At 36.3% G+C, this 16,735-nt stretch carries 17 protein-coding genes; 9 read left to right on the top strand and 8 right to left on the bottom strand.

Annotation, left to right across the window (positions count from 1 at the left end; all coding sequences use genetic code 11):
* Nucleotides 1-62: 62 nt before the first annotated feature.
* From PL_RS07450 to PL_RS07435, 4 genes are all read right to left on the bottom strand, one after another.
* The gene (locus PL_RS07450; protein WP_041884817.1) at nt 63-1,976 is read right to left on the bottom strand and encodes an AMP-dependent synthetase/ligase; all 1,914 of its coding nucleotides are present in this window, start codon (nt 1,974-1,976) and stop codon (nt 63-65) included.
* A 192-nt stretch (nt 1,977-2,168) separates the two neighbouring features.
* Nucleotides 2,169-2,495: a HesB/IscA family protein gene (locus PL_RS07445; protein ID WP_041884819.1), complete on the bottom strand. Its 327-nt coding sequence runs from the start codon at nt 2,493-2,495 to the stop codon at nt 2,169-2,171.
* A 40-nt stretch (nt 2,496-2,535) separates the two neighbouring features.
* Nucleotides 2,536-2,949 carry a Fe-S cluster assembly scaffold IscU gene (gene iscU, locus PL_RS07440; RefSeq protein ID WP_041884820.1) on the bottom strand — a complete coding sequence of 138 codons (414 nt, stop codon included), beginning with the start codon at nt 2,947-2,949 and terminating at the stop codon, nt 2,536-2,538.
* Nucleotides 2,950-3,020: 71 nt separating this feature from the next.
* Nucleotides 3,021-4,232 carry an IscS subfamily cysteine desulfurase gene (locus PL_RS07435; RefSeq protein ID WP_041884823.1) on the bottom strand — a complete coding sequence of 404 codons (1,212 nt, stop codon included), beginning with the start codon at nt 4,230-4,232 and terminating at the stop codon, nt 3,021-3,023.
* Nucleotides 4,233-4,357: 125 nt separating this feature from the next.
* On the opposite strand from PL_RS07435, the gene mce reads away from it, so the two are divergent.
* The 8 genes from mce to PL_RS07395 all read left to right on the top strand — a co-directional run bounded on the left by mce (nt 4,358) and on the right by PL_RS07395 (nt 10,233).
* Complete coding sequence (gene mce, locus PL_RS07430; RefSeq protein ID WP_041884825.1) at nt 4,358-4,762, top strand: methylmalonyl-CoA epimerase; 405 nt, start codon at nt 4,358-4,360, stop codon at nt 4,760-4,762.
* A 3-nt stretch (nt 4,763-4,765) separates the two neighbouring features.
* A complete protein-coding gene (locus PL_RS07425) occupies nt 4,766-5,053 on the top strand; it encodes a hypothetical protein (protein ID WP_041884828.1) in 288 nt (95 codons plus the stop codon).
* A 94-nt stretch (nt 5,054-5,147) separates the two neighbouring features.
* Nucleotides 5,148-5,396 carry a type B 50S ribosomal protein L31 gene (locus PL_RS07420; protein WP_041884831.1) on the top strand — a complete coding sequence of 83 codons (249 nt, stop codon included), beginning with the start codon at nt 5,148-5,150 and terminating at the stop codon, nt 5,394-5,396.
* A 152-nt stretch (nt 5,397-5,548) separates the two neighbouring features.
* Nucleotides 5,549-6,724, top strand: coding sequence for a putative sugar nucleotidyl transferase (locus tag PL_RS07415; RefSeq protein ID WP_041884834.1), 1,176 nt, complete (start codon nt 5,549-5,551; stop codon nt 6,722-6,724).
* A 124-nt stretch (nt 6,725-6,848) separates the two neighbouring features.
* Entirely contained in the window at nt 6,849-7,610 is a 762-nt protein-coding gene (tpiA, locus tag PL_RS07410) for a triose-phosphate isomerase (protein ID WP_348621339.1), read from the top strand.
* Nucleotides 7,610-8,449, top strand: a complete 840-nt coding sequence (gene prmA, locus PL_RS07405; RefSeq protein WP_041884836.1) for a 50S ribosomal protein L11 methyltransferase — start codon at nt 7,610-7,612, stop codon at nt 8,447-8,449. The genes tpiA and prmA overlap by 1 nt, the downstream gene beginning before the upstream one ends.
* 73 nt (nt 8,450-8,522) lie before the next feature.
* Nucleotides 8,523-9,875, top strand: coding sequence for a UDP-N-acetylmuramate--L-alanine ligase (locus PL_RS07400; protein ID WP_041884839.1), 1,353 nt, complete (start codon nt 8,523-8,525; stop codon nt 9,873-9,875).
* Between the two features lie 28 nt (nt 9,876-9,903).
* Entirely contained in the window at nt 9,904-10,233 is a 330-nt protein-coding gene (locus PL_RS07395) for a helix-turn-helix domain-containing protein (RefSeq protein WP_041884843.1), read from the top strand.
* Nucleotides 10,234-10,293: 60 nt separating this feature from the next.
* Here the strand turns inward: PL_RS07395 and PL_RS07390 are convergent, their stop codons facing one another.
* The 4 genes from PL_RS07390 to PL_RS07375 form a co-directional block, all read right to left on the bottom strand.
* Nucleotides 10,294-11,415 carry a hypothetical protein gene (locus PL_RS07390; protein ID WP_041884846.1) on the bottom strand — a complete coding sequence of 374 codons (1,122 nt, stop codon included), beginning with the start codon at nt 11,413-11,415 and terminating at the stop codon, nt 10,294-10,296.
* A gap of 97 nt (nt 11,416-11,512) precedes the next feature.
* Complete coding sequence (locus PL_RS07385; RefSeq protein ID WP_041884848.1) at nt 11,513-11,713, bottom strand: hypothetical protein; 201 nt, start codon at nt 11,711-11,713, stop codon at nt 11,513-11,515.
* A 428-nt stretch (nt 11,714-12,141) separates the two neighbouring features.
* Nucleotides 12,142-15,090, bottom strand: coding sequence for a sensor histidine kinase (locus PL_RS07380; protein ID WP_348621336.1), 2,949 nt, complete (start codon nt 15,088-15,090; stop codon nt 12,142-12,144).
* Nucleotides 15,080-15,850, bottom strand: a complete 771-nt coding sequence (locus tag PL_RS07375) for a LytR/AlgR family response regulator transcription factor (protein WP_348621334.1) — start codon at nt 15,848-15,850, stop codon at nt 15,080-15,082. Before PL_RS07375 ends, PL_RS07380 begins: the two co-directional genes overlap by 11 nt.
* Nucleotides 15,851-16,014: 164 nt before the next feature.
* Between PL_RS07375 and PL_RS07370 the strand changes: the two genes are divergently transcribed.
* A complete protein-coding gene (locus PL_RS07370) occupies nt 16,015-16,728 on the top strand; it encodes a ferritin-like domain-containing protein (RefSeq protein WP_041884908.1) in 714 nt (237 codons plus the stop codon).
* The last annotated feature ends 7 nt before the right edge of the window (nt 16,729-16,735 follow it).

The raw sequence follows: 16,735 nt of genomic DNA, 5'->3' as shown, positions 1-16,735 counted from the left end.
ACGCCTGCGCTCAATCGCCCTGCAAAAATAGTAAATTAGAGCCTTTTATTTTTAGCTAATTTCTAGTCTGCGTCAACTGATTCTGTGTAAAGTTCATTGATGGCTTCGGCATAGATCTTTTCAACTACTTTACGCTTTATTTTCATAGTAGGAGTGATCTCTCCCTCATCAATGCTGAAAGGATTTCTTTTTACCCTGAAATTCTTGATGCGTTCAAACTTGGATAACTCGTTTGATAGTTTTCTGATATCCTGACCGATCCATTCGATGATCTCCGGTTCATTGATAAAGATCTCGGGTTGCAGGAAGAAGGCATCAGGCAAGTTGAATTTTTCCTGCAGACTTTCTCTGTTTGGAATAATAATGGCAGTAAGGTATTCTCTTTTATCGCCAATTAAAAACAGGGAATCTATTTTAAGACTTTTCAGATAGATGTTTTCTACTGGTGTAGGGTAAACGTTTTTTCCGTAAGCATTGACGATCATGTTTTTCAAACGATCAGTAATCTGAAGATTACCTTTATAAAAACGGCCTATATCTCCGGTATGGAACCAGTTGTTTTTGTCTATTGCTTCTGCAGTTTCGGCTGGTTTATTGAAATATCCCTGCATCACACAGTGACCGCGAACAATGATTTCTCCTTCAGCACATTCAAAATCCGGATTGAATGATTCGTGGGTCTGAATGCTGATCATTGCTTTGGTCTCGATATCCTGTATGGCTACTTCTATACCTGGAATGATTCTGCCTACTGTTCCGTAAACCTGTCGGTCATATTCTGTTACAGCCATCACAGGTGATGTTTCTGTCAGTCCAAATCCTTCAAGAATTTTAATGCCAAGGTTACCGAAGAATTCACCAACATTTTTAGGAAGGGCTGCACCTCCTGAAATCATGAATTTTAATCTTCCACCGGTTTTTTCTTTGATTTTACTGAATACCAGTTTCTCAGCAATTTTCTTTTCTACTGACAACAGTATGCCTGGTGTTTTTCCGGCTTCTTTCTTTTGACGGTAATTCTGACCTGTTTCAAGTGCCCACATGAATATTTTAGCTTTTAACCCGCCTTCGGCTGTGCCACTTTTAATGGCTTTGTCGTGAATACGTTCTAATAAACGGGGCACACAGCTCATCACTGTTGGTCTGATCTCGGCCATGTTTTTTGCCAGCAGTTCCAGGCTTTGTGCATAGGCAATTTTACAGCCCTGCGCACAACATACATGGTAAGTGGCTGTTCTTTCAAAAACATGTGAGAGTGGAAGAAATGATAAGAATACATCAGTTTCGTCAATAATAGGGATTTGCTGAAGACATACTTTTACATTTTCCACGAAGTTACTGTGCGAAAGCATTACTCCTTTAGGTGTTCCGGTAGTACCGGATGTATAGATTAAGGAAGAAATGTCTGAAGGACGTAAAATGGCTCTCGCTTCCCTGATTTTAAGCTGATAAGTTGTAACCAGTTCCTTTCCCTGTTTTAAAACTTCTTCAAAGCTGATAATTGTTTTGTCCAGATCTTCAGGAACAGTGGTTTTACTATATTCTGCAAAAGCAGGAATGATATATTGCAGGTGTCTGCAGTTATCAGCTATCTTCAATATCTTTTTATAAAGAAAAGGATTACCGATCAGCAGTGATTTTATACCGGAATCATTAATGATATATTCTACTTCCTGTTCTGAAAGGGTAGGGTAAATAGATACATTGATTGCGCCAATTTGCTGAATGCCCTGATCATAATAGACATAATCTGGTCCGTTCTCAATCATCAAACCCATTCTGTCTCCTTTAACTATACCCTTTGACAGGAAAAATGATGCTACTGCATCAGCTTGATCAAGGGTTTGCTTAAAGGAAATATTCTCCCACTCGTTATTTTTTTTGTGGATCAGGAATGTTTCTTCGGGTTTGTGAATGTTTTCTACTACGTTTCTCAATAAGCTGGGAACAGTAGAAGATTCGTTAAATGAGACCATATTATTTTTTTTGCGAGGGCAATAATAAAGTTTTTTACATTAAAAACACAATACGTATGTCTATAAACAAAGCAAGAAACGAAATGTTAGGCCCGACAGGAGAATTTTTGAACTGAATTCAGTAAAGCTGAACAGATTTTAAATGAAAAAAGGGCACGATAAAGTGCCCTTTTTAATTATTATAATCAGGTTTTAAACTGAGAAACTTTCTCCGCAGCCACATGTGCGGCTCGCATTAGGATTATTGAAGTTAAATCCTTTCCCGTTTATTCCATCTGTGAAGTCAAGCTCTGTACCGGCCAGATATAAAAATGATTTCATATCCAGTGCAATGCGGATTCCTTTATCTTCAAAAAACTGATCTCCTGTTTTCTCCTCATTATCGAAATCTAAATTGTAGGATAAACCTGAACATCCTCCGCCTTTTACTGAAACACGTAAAAAGTAAGTAGTATCCATTTGAGATTCCTGCATTAAGTTATCAATTTTGCTCTTCGCTTTATCTGTTATGGTGATCATATGCTTAAATATTAAATGCCGACCTGATATGCTTTATTTTTTAGTGATGTGATTTAGGCAATGCAATTGGTTCCATGCCATTTTTAACACGGTAATCATTGATCGCTGACTTAATCGCGTCCTCTGCCAATACTGAACAGTGAATTTTTACTGGTGGCAAAGCTAATTCTTCAACGATGTCCATATTGTCAATCGTCATGGCTTCATCAACAGTTTTACCTTTTAACCATTCAGTTGCTAAAGAAGAAGATGCAATTGCAGAACCACAGCCAAACGTTTTAAACTTTGCATCAGTAATTACATTGTTTTCATCAACTTCAATCTGAAGGCGCATTACGTCACCGCACTCTGGTGCGCCTACTAATCCTGTACCAACTGATTTACTGTCTTTATTTAATGTACCAACATTACGCGGGTTGGTATAGTGTTCCATTACTTTTTCTGAGTATGCCATTTTATTTTCCTCCAAACCTCCCGTTAAAGAGGTTGTTTAAATATTTTATTTATTAATGAATCTGCCTGAGGTTAGTGCTCAGCCCATTCAATTTTACTTAGATCAATTCCTTCTTTAAACATTTCCCAAAGTGGAGAAAGGTCTCTTAAATGATTTACTGCTTTTTTGGTATTTTCAATAGCGTAATCAATTTCTTCTTCTGTTGTAAAACGGCCTAAACCAAAACGGATAGAAGAGTGAGCAAGATCATCAGAAAGACCTAAGCTCTTTAATACGTAAGAAGGCTCCAGTGAAGCTGAAGTACAGGCAGATCCCGAAGAAACCGCCAGATCTTTCATTGCCATCATTAATCCTTCACCTTCAACATATTTGAAAGAGATGTTAGCTACGTGTGGCAAACGGTGTTGTGTATTACCATTCACATAACTTTCTTCCATTACAGTCAGTGCGCTTTCCAGCTTATCTCTCAATGCTGAAAGGCGGGTTGCTTCTGCATCCATTTCCAGACGGCATAATTCACAGGCTTTACCTAAACCAACAATTCCCGGAACATTTAATGTTCCTGAACGCATACCACGCTCATGACCACCACCGTCCATTTGTGCAGTAACTTTAACTCTTGGGTTTTTACGGCGTACATATAATACACCTACACCTTTAGGTCCGTACATTTTGTGAGCGCTGAAAGCCAGTAAGTCAATTCCGTCAGCATTTACATCTACAGGAATTTTACCAACAGCCTGAGTAGCATCTGTCATAAACAAAGCACCAAACTTATGTGCAATTGCAGAAATTTCTTTGATTGGCTGAACAACACCGATTTCATTGTTACCATACATAATAGTAACCAGAATAGTTTGTTCTGTCATTGCTGCCTCTAATTCAGCAAGATCAATTAAACCATCTTCTTTTACCTGAAGATAAGTGACTTTTGCACCTAGTTTCTCCAGATGTTTACAGGTATCCAGAACTGCTTTGTGTTCAGTAGTGGCTGTAATTATATGATTACCTTTATCCTGATACATCTCAAACACACCTTTAATACCAAGGTTGTCTGCTTCTGTAGCTCCTGAAGTGAAAATGATTTCTTTTTCAGTGCAGCCAATTAATTTAGCAGCCTGCTCACGTGCATAATCAACACCTTCTTCTGCAACCCAGCCAAAGGCATGGTTACGGCTGGCAGCATTACCAAATTTGGTGGTAAAGTAAGGTAACATTGCTTCAAGCACTCTTGGGTCAAGGGGGGTTGTTGCGTTATTATCTAGATAAATAGGAAGTTCCATTGTATATAATTTATTCTTATTAAGATACAAATGTACTAAAAAAGATTACCAATGATTATAATTAATCCCTATGAAGGTATGCTTAAAACATGCATTTTTACATTCGTTTAACGTTTACATAGTACATGAATAAAATAGAACATATTGGTATAGCTGTAAAAGATCTTGATACATCCTGTGATCTTTATGAAAAGTTGCTGGGAACAGCTGCTTATAAGCGTGAATCTGTAGCCTCGGAAGGAGTAGATACTGCGTTTTTCAGAACCGGAGAAAATAAGATTGAACTGCTTGCGGCTTCAGCAGAAGATAGCCCTATAGCTTCTTTTATAGGAAAGAGAGGTGAAGGGATTCATCATATTGCATTTGATGTGGATGATATTTATGCGGAAATGAAAAGATTGAAAAATGAAGGTTTTGTACTCTTAAATGAAGAACCTAAATTTGGTGCCGACAATAAGCTGATTTGCTTTGTTCATCCTAAAGGGACAAACGGAGTACTGATTGAGTTATGTCAGGAAATAAAAAAATGATTAATGGATGACCTTAAAGCACTCAGCAGAATTATAAGTAATGATTTTGAACTGGAAGAGGAGCTGTCTTCTGCGCAGCTGAGAGAGAAAATGATTTATGCTTTCTCCTGGTTACTGGATAATGATATCTCTAAAATGATGAATATTTTATATCGTACTGATGTGGATGAGGAAAGATTAAAATCTTTATTGATCAGCAGGTCTCAACTGCCTTCGGCAGAAGTGATTGCAGATGAATATATTAGAAGGCAGATGCAGAAAGTTGAAACCCGGAAAAAGTATAGTTCATAATTTTTTAATAATCCTTGTAAATAAAAAATATAATTAGGATATTTGCAACCTTCAAAATAAGCGACAAATAAGTACAAATAAGTATATATTCATTATGAAAAAAGATCTTCACCCTTCAAACTATAGATTCGTAGTATTTAAAGATATGTCTAACGAATACTCTTTTTTAACTAAATCTTGCGTTGAGACAAAAGAATCTGTGACCTGGGAAGATGGTAACGAGTACCCTCTTTATAAATTAGAGATCTCACACACTTCTCACCCTTTCTATACTGGTAAAATGAAACTGGTAGATACAGCTGGTCGTATCGATAAATTTAAAACACGTTACGCTAAGAAATAATTCTACAGTTATAAGAAATTATTTTAAAGTCCCGATGCTAAGCTTCGGGACTTTTTTTATTTTTGCCTATATTATATACTGGTAACATGTTTTGGAGAAGAACAGATAAATTCTGGAAACATGGCTACGAAAAATAAAACAATAACAATTAAATGAACATTAATTTATTTGATGATCACACTGCTCTTTCTTTAAGGCCGCTTACTTTTACCAGGCCTGTGGCCGATTTACGGATTGGAATACTGACCATAGCGGAAAAATGGGAAAAGTATTCATCTGCCGCTGCAGGTTTTTGTACTGCAGAATATCTTACTGCTAAATATAAAATGCATAGTAATGCAGATACCTATATTAATGGTTCTGTATGCCCGGATAAGCAGCTTTTTGAAGCAATTGCTACATTACATCCTGGTCAGGTTCTCTCTAAAGGAGACATTACACTAGCCTGTAAAACCAACCCGGGTGAGGTACCTGATTTAACAAAGCTTAATTTACTCCATACAATTCAATATGACGGGGTTTTTACCCGGATCGTATTTCCTGAAGATATCTTTAGAAATAACGATTTGCAGCTACGTGCAGATTTTGAGCTTTTAACAAAGGGAAGAGTTTCTGCTAAACTGAGTGCAACTAATACTGTGCTTGGAGATCAGATTTTTGTTGAAGAGGGTGTGCAGGCAGAATGTGCTACTTTTAATACGCTGACAGGGCCTGTTTATCTGGGGAAAAATTCACAGGTATGGGAAGGCTGTCATATCAGAGGTTCTTTTGCGCTTGGCGAAGGTTCAAGAGTAAAGATGGGAACCAAGATTTACGGACAGACTACCATTGGACCATTTAGTACGGTAGGTGGTGAGATTAATAATGCGGTAATCTGGGGCTATTCTTCTAAAGGACATGAGGGGTATCTGGGGAATTCTGTGCTGGGGCAATGGTGTAATATCGGAGCTGATACCAATAATTCCAATCTAAAGAATAATTATGCAGAAGTTAAGCTGTGGGATTATGAACAGACTGCTTTCAGAAAGACGGGGCTTCAATTTTGCGGCTTAATTATGGCTGATCATGTGAAATGTGGTATAAATACGATGTTTAATACAGGAACTGTGGTTGGTGTAAGTGCAAACGTGTTCGGTTCTGGGTATCCAAAGAACTTTATCCCCGATTTTGCGTGGGGAGGAGTACAGGGATTTGATATTTATAGCCTTGAAAAAATGTTTGAAACCGCAGAAAAAGTCTTTGAACGTAAAAATGTTGAATTTAATCAGATAGAAAAAGATATATTGTCATCAGTTTTTGATTTAACGTCAATTTATAGATCTTTTTAAGAGAGTTTGTGTATTTTTATCATCTATATGTGTAGTTAGAAAAATGGAACGGTTGTTTTGATGTCAAAATGGCGAATAAATAATAGAAAATAGGATTACAATTAAAATAATATTAGATTTAATTATGAGAAAGAAAATAGTAGCAGGAAATTGGAAAATGAATACGGACTATGCAGAAGGTATTTCATTATTTTCAGAAATCGTTAACATCGTAAGAGATGAAAAAAAAGGCGATCAGATTGCTATCATATGTGCTCCGTTTATCCATTTAAACAGCTTACCAAAATTAGGAGGAGATACCGTTAAAATTGGTGCTCAGAACTGTCATCAGAAAGAAAGCGGTGCTTTCACAGGAGAGATCTCAGCCAAAATGATTAAATCAGTTGGTTGTGAATATGTGATCATCGGACATTCAGAGCGTCGTCAGTATTTTGCTGAAAATGATGCTTTACTTGCTGATAAAACTAATATTGCTTTGGCTAATCATCTGTTACCTATTTTCTGTATTGGTGAGACATTAGACGAAAGAAATAATGGTAATTTCTTTGAAATCTTAAAAGGGCAATTAGAAAATGGTCTTTTCCATTTGAGTGCTGAAGATTTTTCAAAAGTAGTTATTGCTTATGAACCGGTTTGGGCTATAGGTACAGGTTTAACTGCTACTGCGGCACAGGCACAGGAAGTACATGAATTTATACGTGCTGAAGTTGCTGGTACTTATGGTGAAGAAACTGCAGAAAAGACTTCTATTTTATATGGAGGAAGCTGTACACCTAAGAATGCTCCTGAATTATTTGCACAAAAAGATATTGACGGCGGACTAATCGGAGGAGCTTCCCTTAAATCCCGTGATTTCGCTGATATAGTTAAAACGTTTAATTCTTAATGCAGTACATTCAAGTCACATTCAGCTTTAAGCTTATCGAGGAGTATCAACAGGATTTATTAATCAGTGAACTAGCTGAAATCGGATTCAATACATTTGAAGATACAGAAAATGGTTTTTCCGCATTTATTGATACGGATAGCTATAGCAAAGAAAATCTAACCGGAGCGCTCGCAGAATTTGAAGGTGAATTCGAATATACTTACACTGTAACAGAAATTGCAGCAGAAAACTGGAACGAGGAATGGGAGAAAAATTTTGAACCTCTTATTATCGATCAGACCTGCTATGTAAGAGCTACTTTCCATCCTTCACAGCCAACCTATAAATATGAGATCGTCATCGATCCTAAAATGGCTTTTGGAACTGGTCATCATCAAACGACAACTATGATGATGCAATATATCCTTGAAACTGACTATACCGGGAAGCATGTGTTGGATATGGGCTGTGGAACAGGAATACTGGCAATCCTTGCTGCTAAAAAAGGTGCAGAGGAACTGGTTGCAATTGATAATGATGATGTTTGTTATCTGAGTACTATAGAAAATTCAGCATTAAACAATATTCATAATATCACAGCTTTATGTGGTGGAAAAGAAACTATTCCAGTTCGGGCTTATGATATCATCCTGGCTAATATAAATCGTAATATTTTACTGGATCAGATTCCTGTTTATGCAGGGGTATTAAAGAGCGGAGGTGAGATTTTTTTTAGTGGATTTTATGAGTCTCCTGATCTGCAGATGATTAAGGATGCTTGTGCGCAATTAGATATAAATTATCTTGATCATAAAAAGATAGGAGACTGGGTAGCCGCCAGATTTATAAAGGCATAACGAAGCCATCAAAAATAAATTTATACTGATGAGAAAAAGTATTTAGATTACTTTATTTTTTTAATATTTGAGAATGCGAATACATTTTATTGCTATTGGTGGAAGTGCAATGCACAATCTTGCAATAGCTTTGCATAAGAAAGGTTTTGTAGTAAGTGGTTCTGATGATTTAATCTTTGAACCATCAGCGAGCAGACTTTCCAGATATGGAATTTTACCCAAAACAATGGGCTGGCATGAAGAATCAATCACCACTGATCTGGATGCTGTCATTCTGGGAATGCACGCACTTATTGATAATCCTGAATTACTCAGAGCACAGGAGCTTGGTATTAAAGTCTATTCTTATCCGGAATATATCTATGAGCAAACTAAAGATAAACTGAGAGTAGTTATTGGCGGTAGTCACGGTAAAACAACGATTACGTCAATGATTTTGCATGTACTTAACTATTATAAAAAAGATTTTGATTACCTGGTAGGAGCCCAGCTGGAAGGATTTGATACGATGGTCAAGGTGACAGATTCGGCTCCGTTGATTATCATCGAAGGAGATGAATATTTAGCTTCTCCAATTGACAGAAGACCAAAATTTCATTTATATAAAGCAAATATTGCTGTGATTAGTGGTGTCGCCTGGGATCATGTTAATGTATTTCCTACATTTGAAAATTACCTTCATCAGTTTGAGCTTTTTATTGATACAATTGAGCCGGGAGGTAAATTATTTTATTGCGAGACCGACAAAGAATTACACACCCTTGTGAGAAATTCTCGTAAACAAATTGTTAAGACAGGATACCAAATTCCTGCACACCACGTTAACAATGGTATAACTTATTTACTACCGGAAAATTTGCCATTGAAAATTTTTGGTGACCATAACCTAATGAATTTAAGTGCAGCGAAATTGGTTTGTCAGGAAATTGGTATCAGCGAGATAGACTTTAATCAGGCAATTACCTCATTTAAAGGGGCTTCAAAGCGCCTTGAGTTGTTAAATGCCGAAAATAACACCAATGTTTATAAAGATTTTGCACATTCCCCATCAAAATTGAGAGCTACCATTGAGGCGGTAAAGTCGCAATTTGAGGAAAGAAAGTTAGTTGCTTGTATAGAATTACACACATTTAGTAGTTTAAATAAAAATTTTTTACTGCAATATGAAGATACGATGATCCGGGCAGACAATCCTATCGTATATATAGATATAAAAACATTTCAACAAAAAAAAATTAAGCCTTTCACAGAAATAGATGTTCAAACAGCATTTAATAGCGATAAGCTTACTTTTTTTGACAATGCCTCTACTCTTGAGCAATACTTAAGAGAATTAAATTTTAACCAGACCAACCTTTTGCTAATGAGCTCAGGTAATTTTGGAGGGATAGATTTAGTTAAACTGGCACGTGAGTTGAATACTTAAAGAACAAAACACACCTAAATTTATAACAATGAACATCATCGGTAAGAACATCAGACAGCTCCGTCAGAAAAATGGATGGAGTCAGGGCGAAGTAGCTAAAAGACTTAACATCTCTATTCCTGCATTTTCAAAAATTGAAACAGGAATTACAGATATTAATATCTCAAGGCTGGCTCAGATTGCTAATCTTTTTGAAGTCTCTACAATGGACATTATTTCTAAAGAAGGAGAAAATCCTCAGTCCGTTAATTTTGAAGAGATCAATAATCTGAAAGCGAAGCTATCACTGAGAGAAGAAGAGATCATTAAACTTCAAAAGAAGGTTATTGATCTTTACGAAGAAATCAGAGAAAAATAGAGAAATTTTAAAAGCCTGTTTAAACTTTAAACAGGCTTTTAAATTTAAAGATCTTTTTTGTCAGGAGAAGATCTTTCGCATAGTTAGGTGACGCTTTCCAAAAACAGCACCGGTTGCCTCATGAATAGCCAGCATTTTATCATTGAAGTCACCTACCCAGGATAACTCGAGTTCATCATACTGATCCAGCGGCAAAACATATTCTTTTAATTTAATGAACAGGGCAGATTCAAGACCATGTTTCTGATAGGCAGTTTTTGTACCCATAACAATCGCTCTCATTCTGTTTACACCTTTCCATCTCCTGTAAACAAATTTTAGTTTTTCTATTAGGCCCAGTTTTCCGTTAAAACCTTTAATCAGTTGATTAGCATCGGGTATAATAACTACGAAAGAAGCGGGTTCTCCGTTGAGATACGCAAACCAAATTAGTTTCTCATCCATTATAGCCTCCATCTGTTTGAAACTCTCCTGAAGGGTCTCTTTTTTGATAGGGACAAAATTTTCAAAGTCTTTCCAGCCATCATTATAGATTTCCATCAGGTCCTGAACATATTTTTCTGAATTCTTTTTAGAGAAATGTTCAAAAGTATAGCCTGGTTTGTTGGCTACCCAGGTAGCAATTTTAGTAAAGCGTTCCGGAAAAGGTTTTCTGACTGCCAGATGATTGGTTATTTGCTGATAGGAAGTTACAAAGCCGTAGTTGTCAAAAAATGCCTGATAATAGGGCGGATTATAATTCATACCATAGGATGGAGGGGTAAAACCCTCTACCAGCAGACCCCAGAAAGTATCGTTTTCTCCAAAATTAATTGGTCCGTCCATTGCTGCCATGCCTTTTTCCTTTAGCCATTGCTGTGCGGTATCGAATAATTTAAAGGCTGCCTCCTGGTTATTAATACATTCAAAAAAACCTATTCCGCCGGTTGGCTGCTCGTAGTTAAATGCTTTTTTGGTATTGATAAAGGCCGCTATTCTTCCTATTGTCCTTCCCTGTTCATCCTGCAGTATCCATCTGGTACATTCTCCATGTTTAAAGAAAATATTCTTTTCAGGGTCAAATGTTTTTTCTACATCCTGATCCAGTGGACAGATCCAGTTTTTATCATGCTGATAGATATCATGAGGAACCTTTAAAAACTCTTTGATTGTCTGTGAACCGGAAACGGGAATTAACTGCATGTAGTCGATTGAATTTAAGGGCCATCTGAATTGAAACAGCCGCGCATAAAAAAAAAGCATCTTTTTTAAGATGCTCTATATAGATTAACAGGATTACTTAGTAAGTATCATCGTCATCTTCTGAATCAAAGTCGTCGAAGGTGTCCAGATCATCTAAGGGAAGATCAAAGTCATCATCATCATCGTCATAAGTTTTCTTTTTGTCGATGGAGCCATAAGAATTTTCATCATTCATTTCTTTGTCCTGTGCCTGATCATCTAATGAACCTTTCTTAACAGATTTTTTTGGAGTTGTCATTTGTCTTAAATAAAATTACCAGAGGTTGTTGATACGTTAAATTTACAAAAAATCTTTTTAAATAGCATCAAAGCTGTTTTTAATCATTTTTTGCTCAATCAAATTTAACACAAAAAGCTTTTCAAAAAAAGAACTTTTTTCAAATTTCAGCGGAAGTTCTTCAATAGGTTGCTGATCAGATCAATAGTAAACGGGGTATAAGTGCAAAAAAAAAGTGGTAAAGTTTTTACTTTACCACTTTTAACACACAAATGAAACCTGAATTGAGATAAGTTTTAGGTTAGGTTAAAAATATCTTTTGCCAATTCTATAAGAACGCTTTTTACAAACTTTGTTTGTTTTAATATCTATAACAAGTTTAATGCAATTTTAATTTTAAACGAATAATACTTAGTAAGTGGTAGGTATCATTGAGTAAACGGTAAATGTTATCTGTTTGGGACTAAAATAGAGATAGTTGTACCTGAATCACCGTTCTGTTTAATACTAATCTGTATAGGATTTACCTCAATCTGGTTGATCAGATTTATTCTTTCCTGTGTCAGACTCATTCCTTTACTTTCATGCTTATCTTTTTTTATGCTTAAGGAATTGTCTATTCCAACACCATCATCTATAATTTGAATCAGTAAATGATCAGCTCCTTCATGTTTAATGACAATAGCAATACTACCTCCATCATCTTTGGGCATCAGCCCATGCCAGATCGCATTTTCTATATAAGGCTGTAAAATCATAGAAGGAATCATAGTCTCATCCTGATCTATATCAGGCGATATATCAATAGTGTAACTGAATTTTTCTCCAAATCTCTTCTTTTCAAGAACCAGGTAAAGCGACAGGTATTCAATTTCCTCTTCTATGGAAATAAAGCTTTTGGTACAGATATCCAGATTTTTTCTGATCAGTCTTGCAAAACCAGTAAGTATTTTATTTGCTGATGAAGTGTCTTTGGTATTAATATAATGCTGAATAGAGTTCATTACATTAAAGACAAAGTGTGGATTCATCATAGCCTGGAGTGCCTGTTGTTCGAGCATTAGAATTTTATTCTTTAATAAAAGTCTTTGCTGTTCTTTGTCTTTTTGCTGCTTGGTCACAATTACAGCTATTTTATAAAAGCTAAAACTGGCAATAAGAAGAATGAGAAATATAAACCACCAGGAATGCCAGAAATGCGCTTTTAGTATGAAACTAACTTCAACTGGCTTGCTCCACTGGCTGTTATTTGTTCTGGCGCTGAGTTCAAATTTATAGATACCTGGCTCCAGTGAAGAAAATTCCAGTCTTCTGTTTCTGGTTTCAGTCCATGGACTGGTCTCTTTTAGTCTGTAACGGTATAAAATATAATTGTTCTGAAAATCGAGTGCACTGTAATAGAAAGTAATATTGTTATCTGCCGGTGCTAAATTGAAGGAACTGGTATTAATACTCAAGGGTTTTCTGTTATTGATAATAGCAGAAATTAATACTTTCGGGACTTCTTTATTCCGGTCAAAAGGGGTATTGGCAAAGAAGACCAATCCATGGTTGGTAGCAAAATATGCTGTATCCTGATCCACGAATAGTTCATTAATATCATTATCAAGCAGATTGTTTGTGTATTCAAATGATTCTACAGGATTTTTTCCGTTCAGAAAGATCCTGTTTATTCCACCACCGGTAATCACCCACACATGATCTTTTTGTATAAATAGTTTTTTACAGATATTATTAGCTAGCCCGTCTTCTCTTGTGATCTGCCTGATAAGCAAATTATTTTTGAGAAAAAGTAATCCGTATCCATCCGTAGCCAGAACTATAGTTCCGTCAGGTAACTGGGCAATATCATTAATCCTTTTGGTTAGAAGAGGGTGATGCTGATAATGCCTGATCAGTTTTCCTCCAGATAATTCTGCCAGGCCATTCACATTGGAAAACCATAGATTATCATCTCTGTCATAATAGACACGATAAGCTCTGCTACTAAAGAAATTTTCACCTTCTTTATAATTTGATGATGTGAATGATAATTTGTTAAATGGATCATTCAGCATAACCACGCCTGAGGAGAGGGCAAGTGAAAGCTGATTTTTACTGCTGAGACTAAAACTTTTAAGTACAAAACCCGAATTATGAGTTTCCCGCAGATATCTGATGTTTTTTGTCTTTGCATTTTTTGCGGAAAGCATTCCCAGGCCATAATCTGAGCTGAAAAATATAGTTTCCCCACTTGTGTCCGTACTGATTTGTTTAATGCTGCTGAATTTTTTCTGGTCAGGCAGATCAATTTTATTGATCTTATAATCAGGTTTACTGAGTATATTTATTTTTCCATTTTCCAGACCTAACCACAATTTTCCGCTATGGTCTTTCAATACACTTTTTACAATATTATTGCTCAGGCCATGATAATTGTCTACGATATAAACTCTTTTTGACTTCTTGGGCAGCATATAAATGCCATTGCTTGTGGCAAACCACATATTTTCTCTGGTATCTTTGGTAACCTGATTTGTGGTCAGGTTATGCAGATAATGTGTTTTTGTGCCATCTGCTTCCAGATGATAGACTCCGGAACCTGTGGTTAACCATAAGTCATGCTTATTTTCAGCATAAAAATAACCTGGATTATCTGCCAGCAAAGAGCTGTCGATTTTCATAGTCAATTGTTGCTGCGTACCATTTTTAAAATTCAAGCCCTCCCGGTCGAGGAAATACATGGTTTTATCTGGTAGGTTTTTAGCAGTTCTATAGGATAGGGGACTGATATGAAAAGTTGTCTTGTTAAATGTTTTTCCGTCAAAAATACGCAGACAATGTGCGCTTGACGCCCATATTCTTCCTGATTGATCTTCGTAAATAAAAGTATTGATGAATTGACTGGAAGGATTGACCGAGGTGTATTTAGTTAGAAATCTGCCATCCCATCTGGCCAGCAGATTTTTATTCGTTCCAAACCATATACTGCCTTTACTGTCTTCAAAGAATGAAGTGACAACACCATTGAATTTTAAGAGTTTAAGCAGGTTATCATTGCTTTCGTTGTAAATGATACCATTTTTGAAATAACTGAGCTGACCATTTAATGATGAAAACCAGATTCTTCCGGAGCGATCTTCATTCAGCCTGATTATCTGATTATCAGGTAATCCGTCATCAACTGAAAATGTTTCAAAAACTTTTCCATCAAATCTGCTTACACCTGCATCGGACGCGACCCAGATATAACCTTTTTTATCCTGCAGGATAAAATAACAACTATTGCTCGGTAAACCATCTTTGGTACTGTAATGTTTAATGAAAGTAGTCTGACCATAACTGTAAGTACCTGAAACAAGTAAAAGGATGATCAGGACTATTCCTCTTATACCGAAAGCTTTGGCTTTATTTATCACTGGTGAAATTAGTGTATTGTTTTACTTTTTCTGCAAAAATACTTGCTCTTCGTCTTGATACAGCAATTTTTTCTCCATTCTTCAGCAAAACTTCAAGACCATTTCTGGAACTGTATTCTTTAAGATAATTTAAGTTCACAATGCTGGATTTATGAATACGGATAAACTGATCCTCAGGCAAAATTTCTTCATAATCCTTTAGAACTTTTGAAACAGTAATCTTCTCTCTGTTATCCAGATGAAAGATAGAATAATTGCTGTCTGCTTCAATATGAATAATTTCATTGATGTCAATCAGGGTATATCCCTGTCCATTTGGCAAACTTAATTTTCTTATTTCTGATCTGTCTGCTAAATTATTTGCTAAATTTTTTAAGCGTTCATTTCTGTCAGATTCCTGGTCAATAAGCCGTATCTGTTTTGACGCTTTTTCCACTGATTCTTTGAGCTCATCTATGTCAATTGGCTTTAATAAATAATCCAATGCATTTGCTTTTATTGCTCTCAAAGCATACTGGTCATAGGCAGTGGTAAAAACGACCTGTATATTACTCTGTTTCGTATCTGGTATAAGCTCAAAGCCATTTTTTCCTGGCATGGCGATATCTAAAAAAATGAGATCCACTTCATATTGTGAGAGCAGTTCTCTTGCTTCATCTACTGATTTTGCAATCCCACAAATGTGCACGTTTTCACAATTTTCCTGTAAAAGAAAATATAGTGAAGAGCGCGCAAATTCTTCATCATCTACTATAATCACATTAAACACAGGCCGATATTTTTATAAGGTGAAATTATCAAAAAAATGGGGTAGACAAGAATTTTTCTCTAAAAGTCAAAAACCAAATGATTTTATCTGACGTATGTCATCGTATAATCATGGGGGCCCTCACATTGTTGAACCATAATTATAAAATATTTCTTATGAAAAGTTTACAAGAACAAGAGACAGAATTGCTGCAACGGGAAAGCGGTATTCTGACTGCCAAACTGCAACGCAGATCTTTTCTGCAATATGCAGGAGCGGGGGTGGCAGGTGCGGCTTTAATAGCTGCGGGCTGTAAAAAAGATCATAATACTACGCCAGGGCTTGATACAGGTGTGGATTTAGGTAGTGGTGATCCGGGCATATTAAATTATGCTTATGCACTAGAACAATTAGAGGGGGCATTTTATGATGCCGTAGTAAAAACTCCATATGCTAATATATCAGCTGCTGAGCTTGCGCTGCTTACTGACATCAGGGATCATGAACTCGCGCATAGAGAATTCTTTAAAAAGGCTCTGGGTACAGGCGCAATTCAAAATCTGGAAGTAAATTTTTCATCTATCAATTTTGCGGACAGAGCAAGTGTTCTTGGTACTGCCAAAGCATTTGAAGATCTGGGAGTTTCAGCTTATAATGGGGCTGGCAAACTATTGAAATCATCAGAATATTTATTGATTGCAGGGAAAATAGTTTCTGTTGAAGCGCGTCATGCTGCATTGATTCGTGATCTGATCTCCAACGGTACTTTTGCTGATTCTACTGCTGTTGATGCGAATGGACTTGATGGTGCAAGAACACCTGTTCAGGTATTGACGATCGCTAAGGCATATCTCAAAACGTCAATTAACGCATCAAATTTACCTTCTTAACCTGGAA

It is taken from the genome of Pedobacter lusitanus (assembly GCF_040026395.1).
Lineage (GTDB): Bacteria > Bacteroidota > Bacteroidia > Sphingobacteriales > Sphingobacteriaceae > Pedobacter > Pedobacter lusitanus.
The sequence above is the reverse complement of the archived record's forward strand: the minus strand, read 5'-3'. Positions and strand labels throughout refer to the sequence as shown.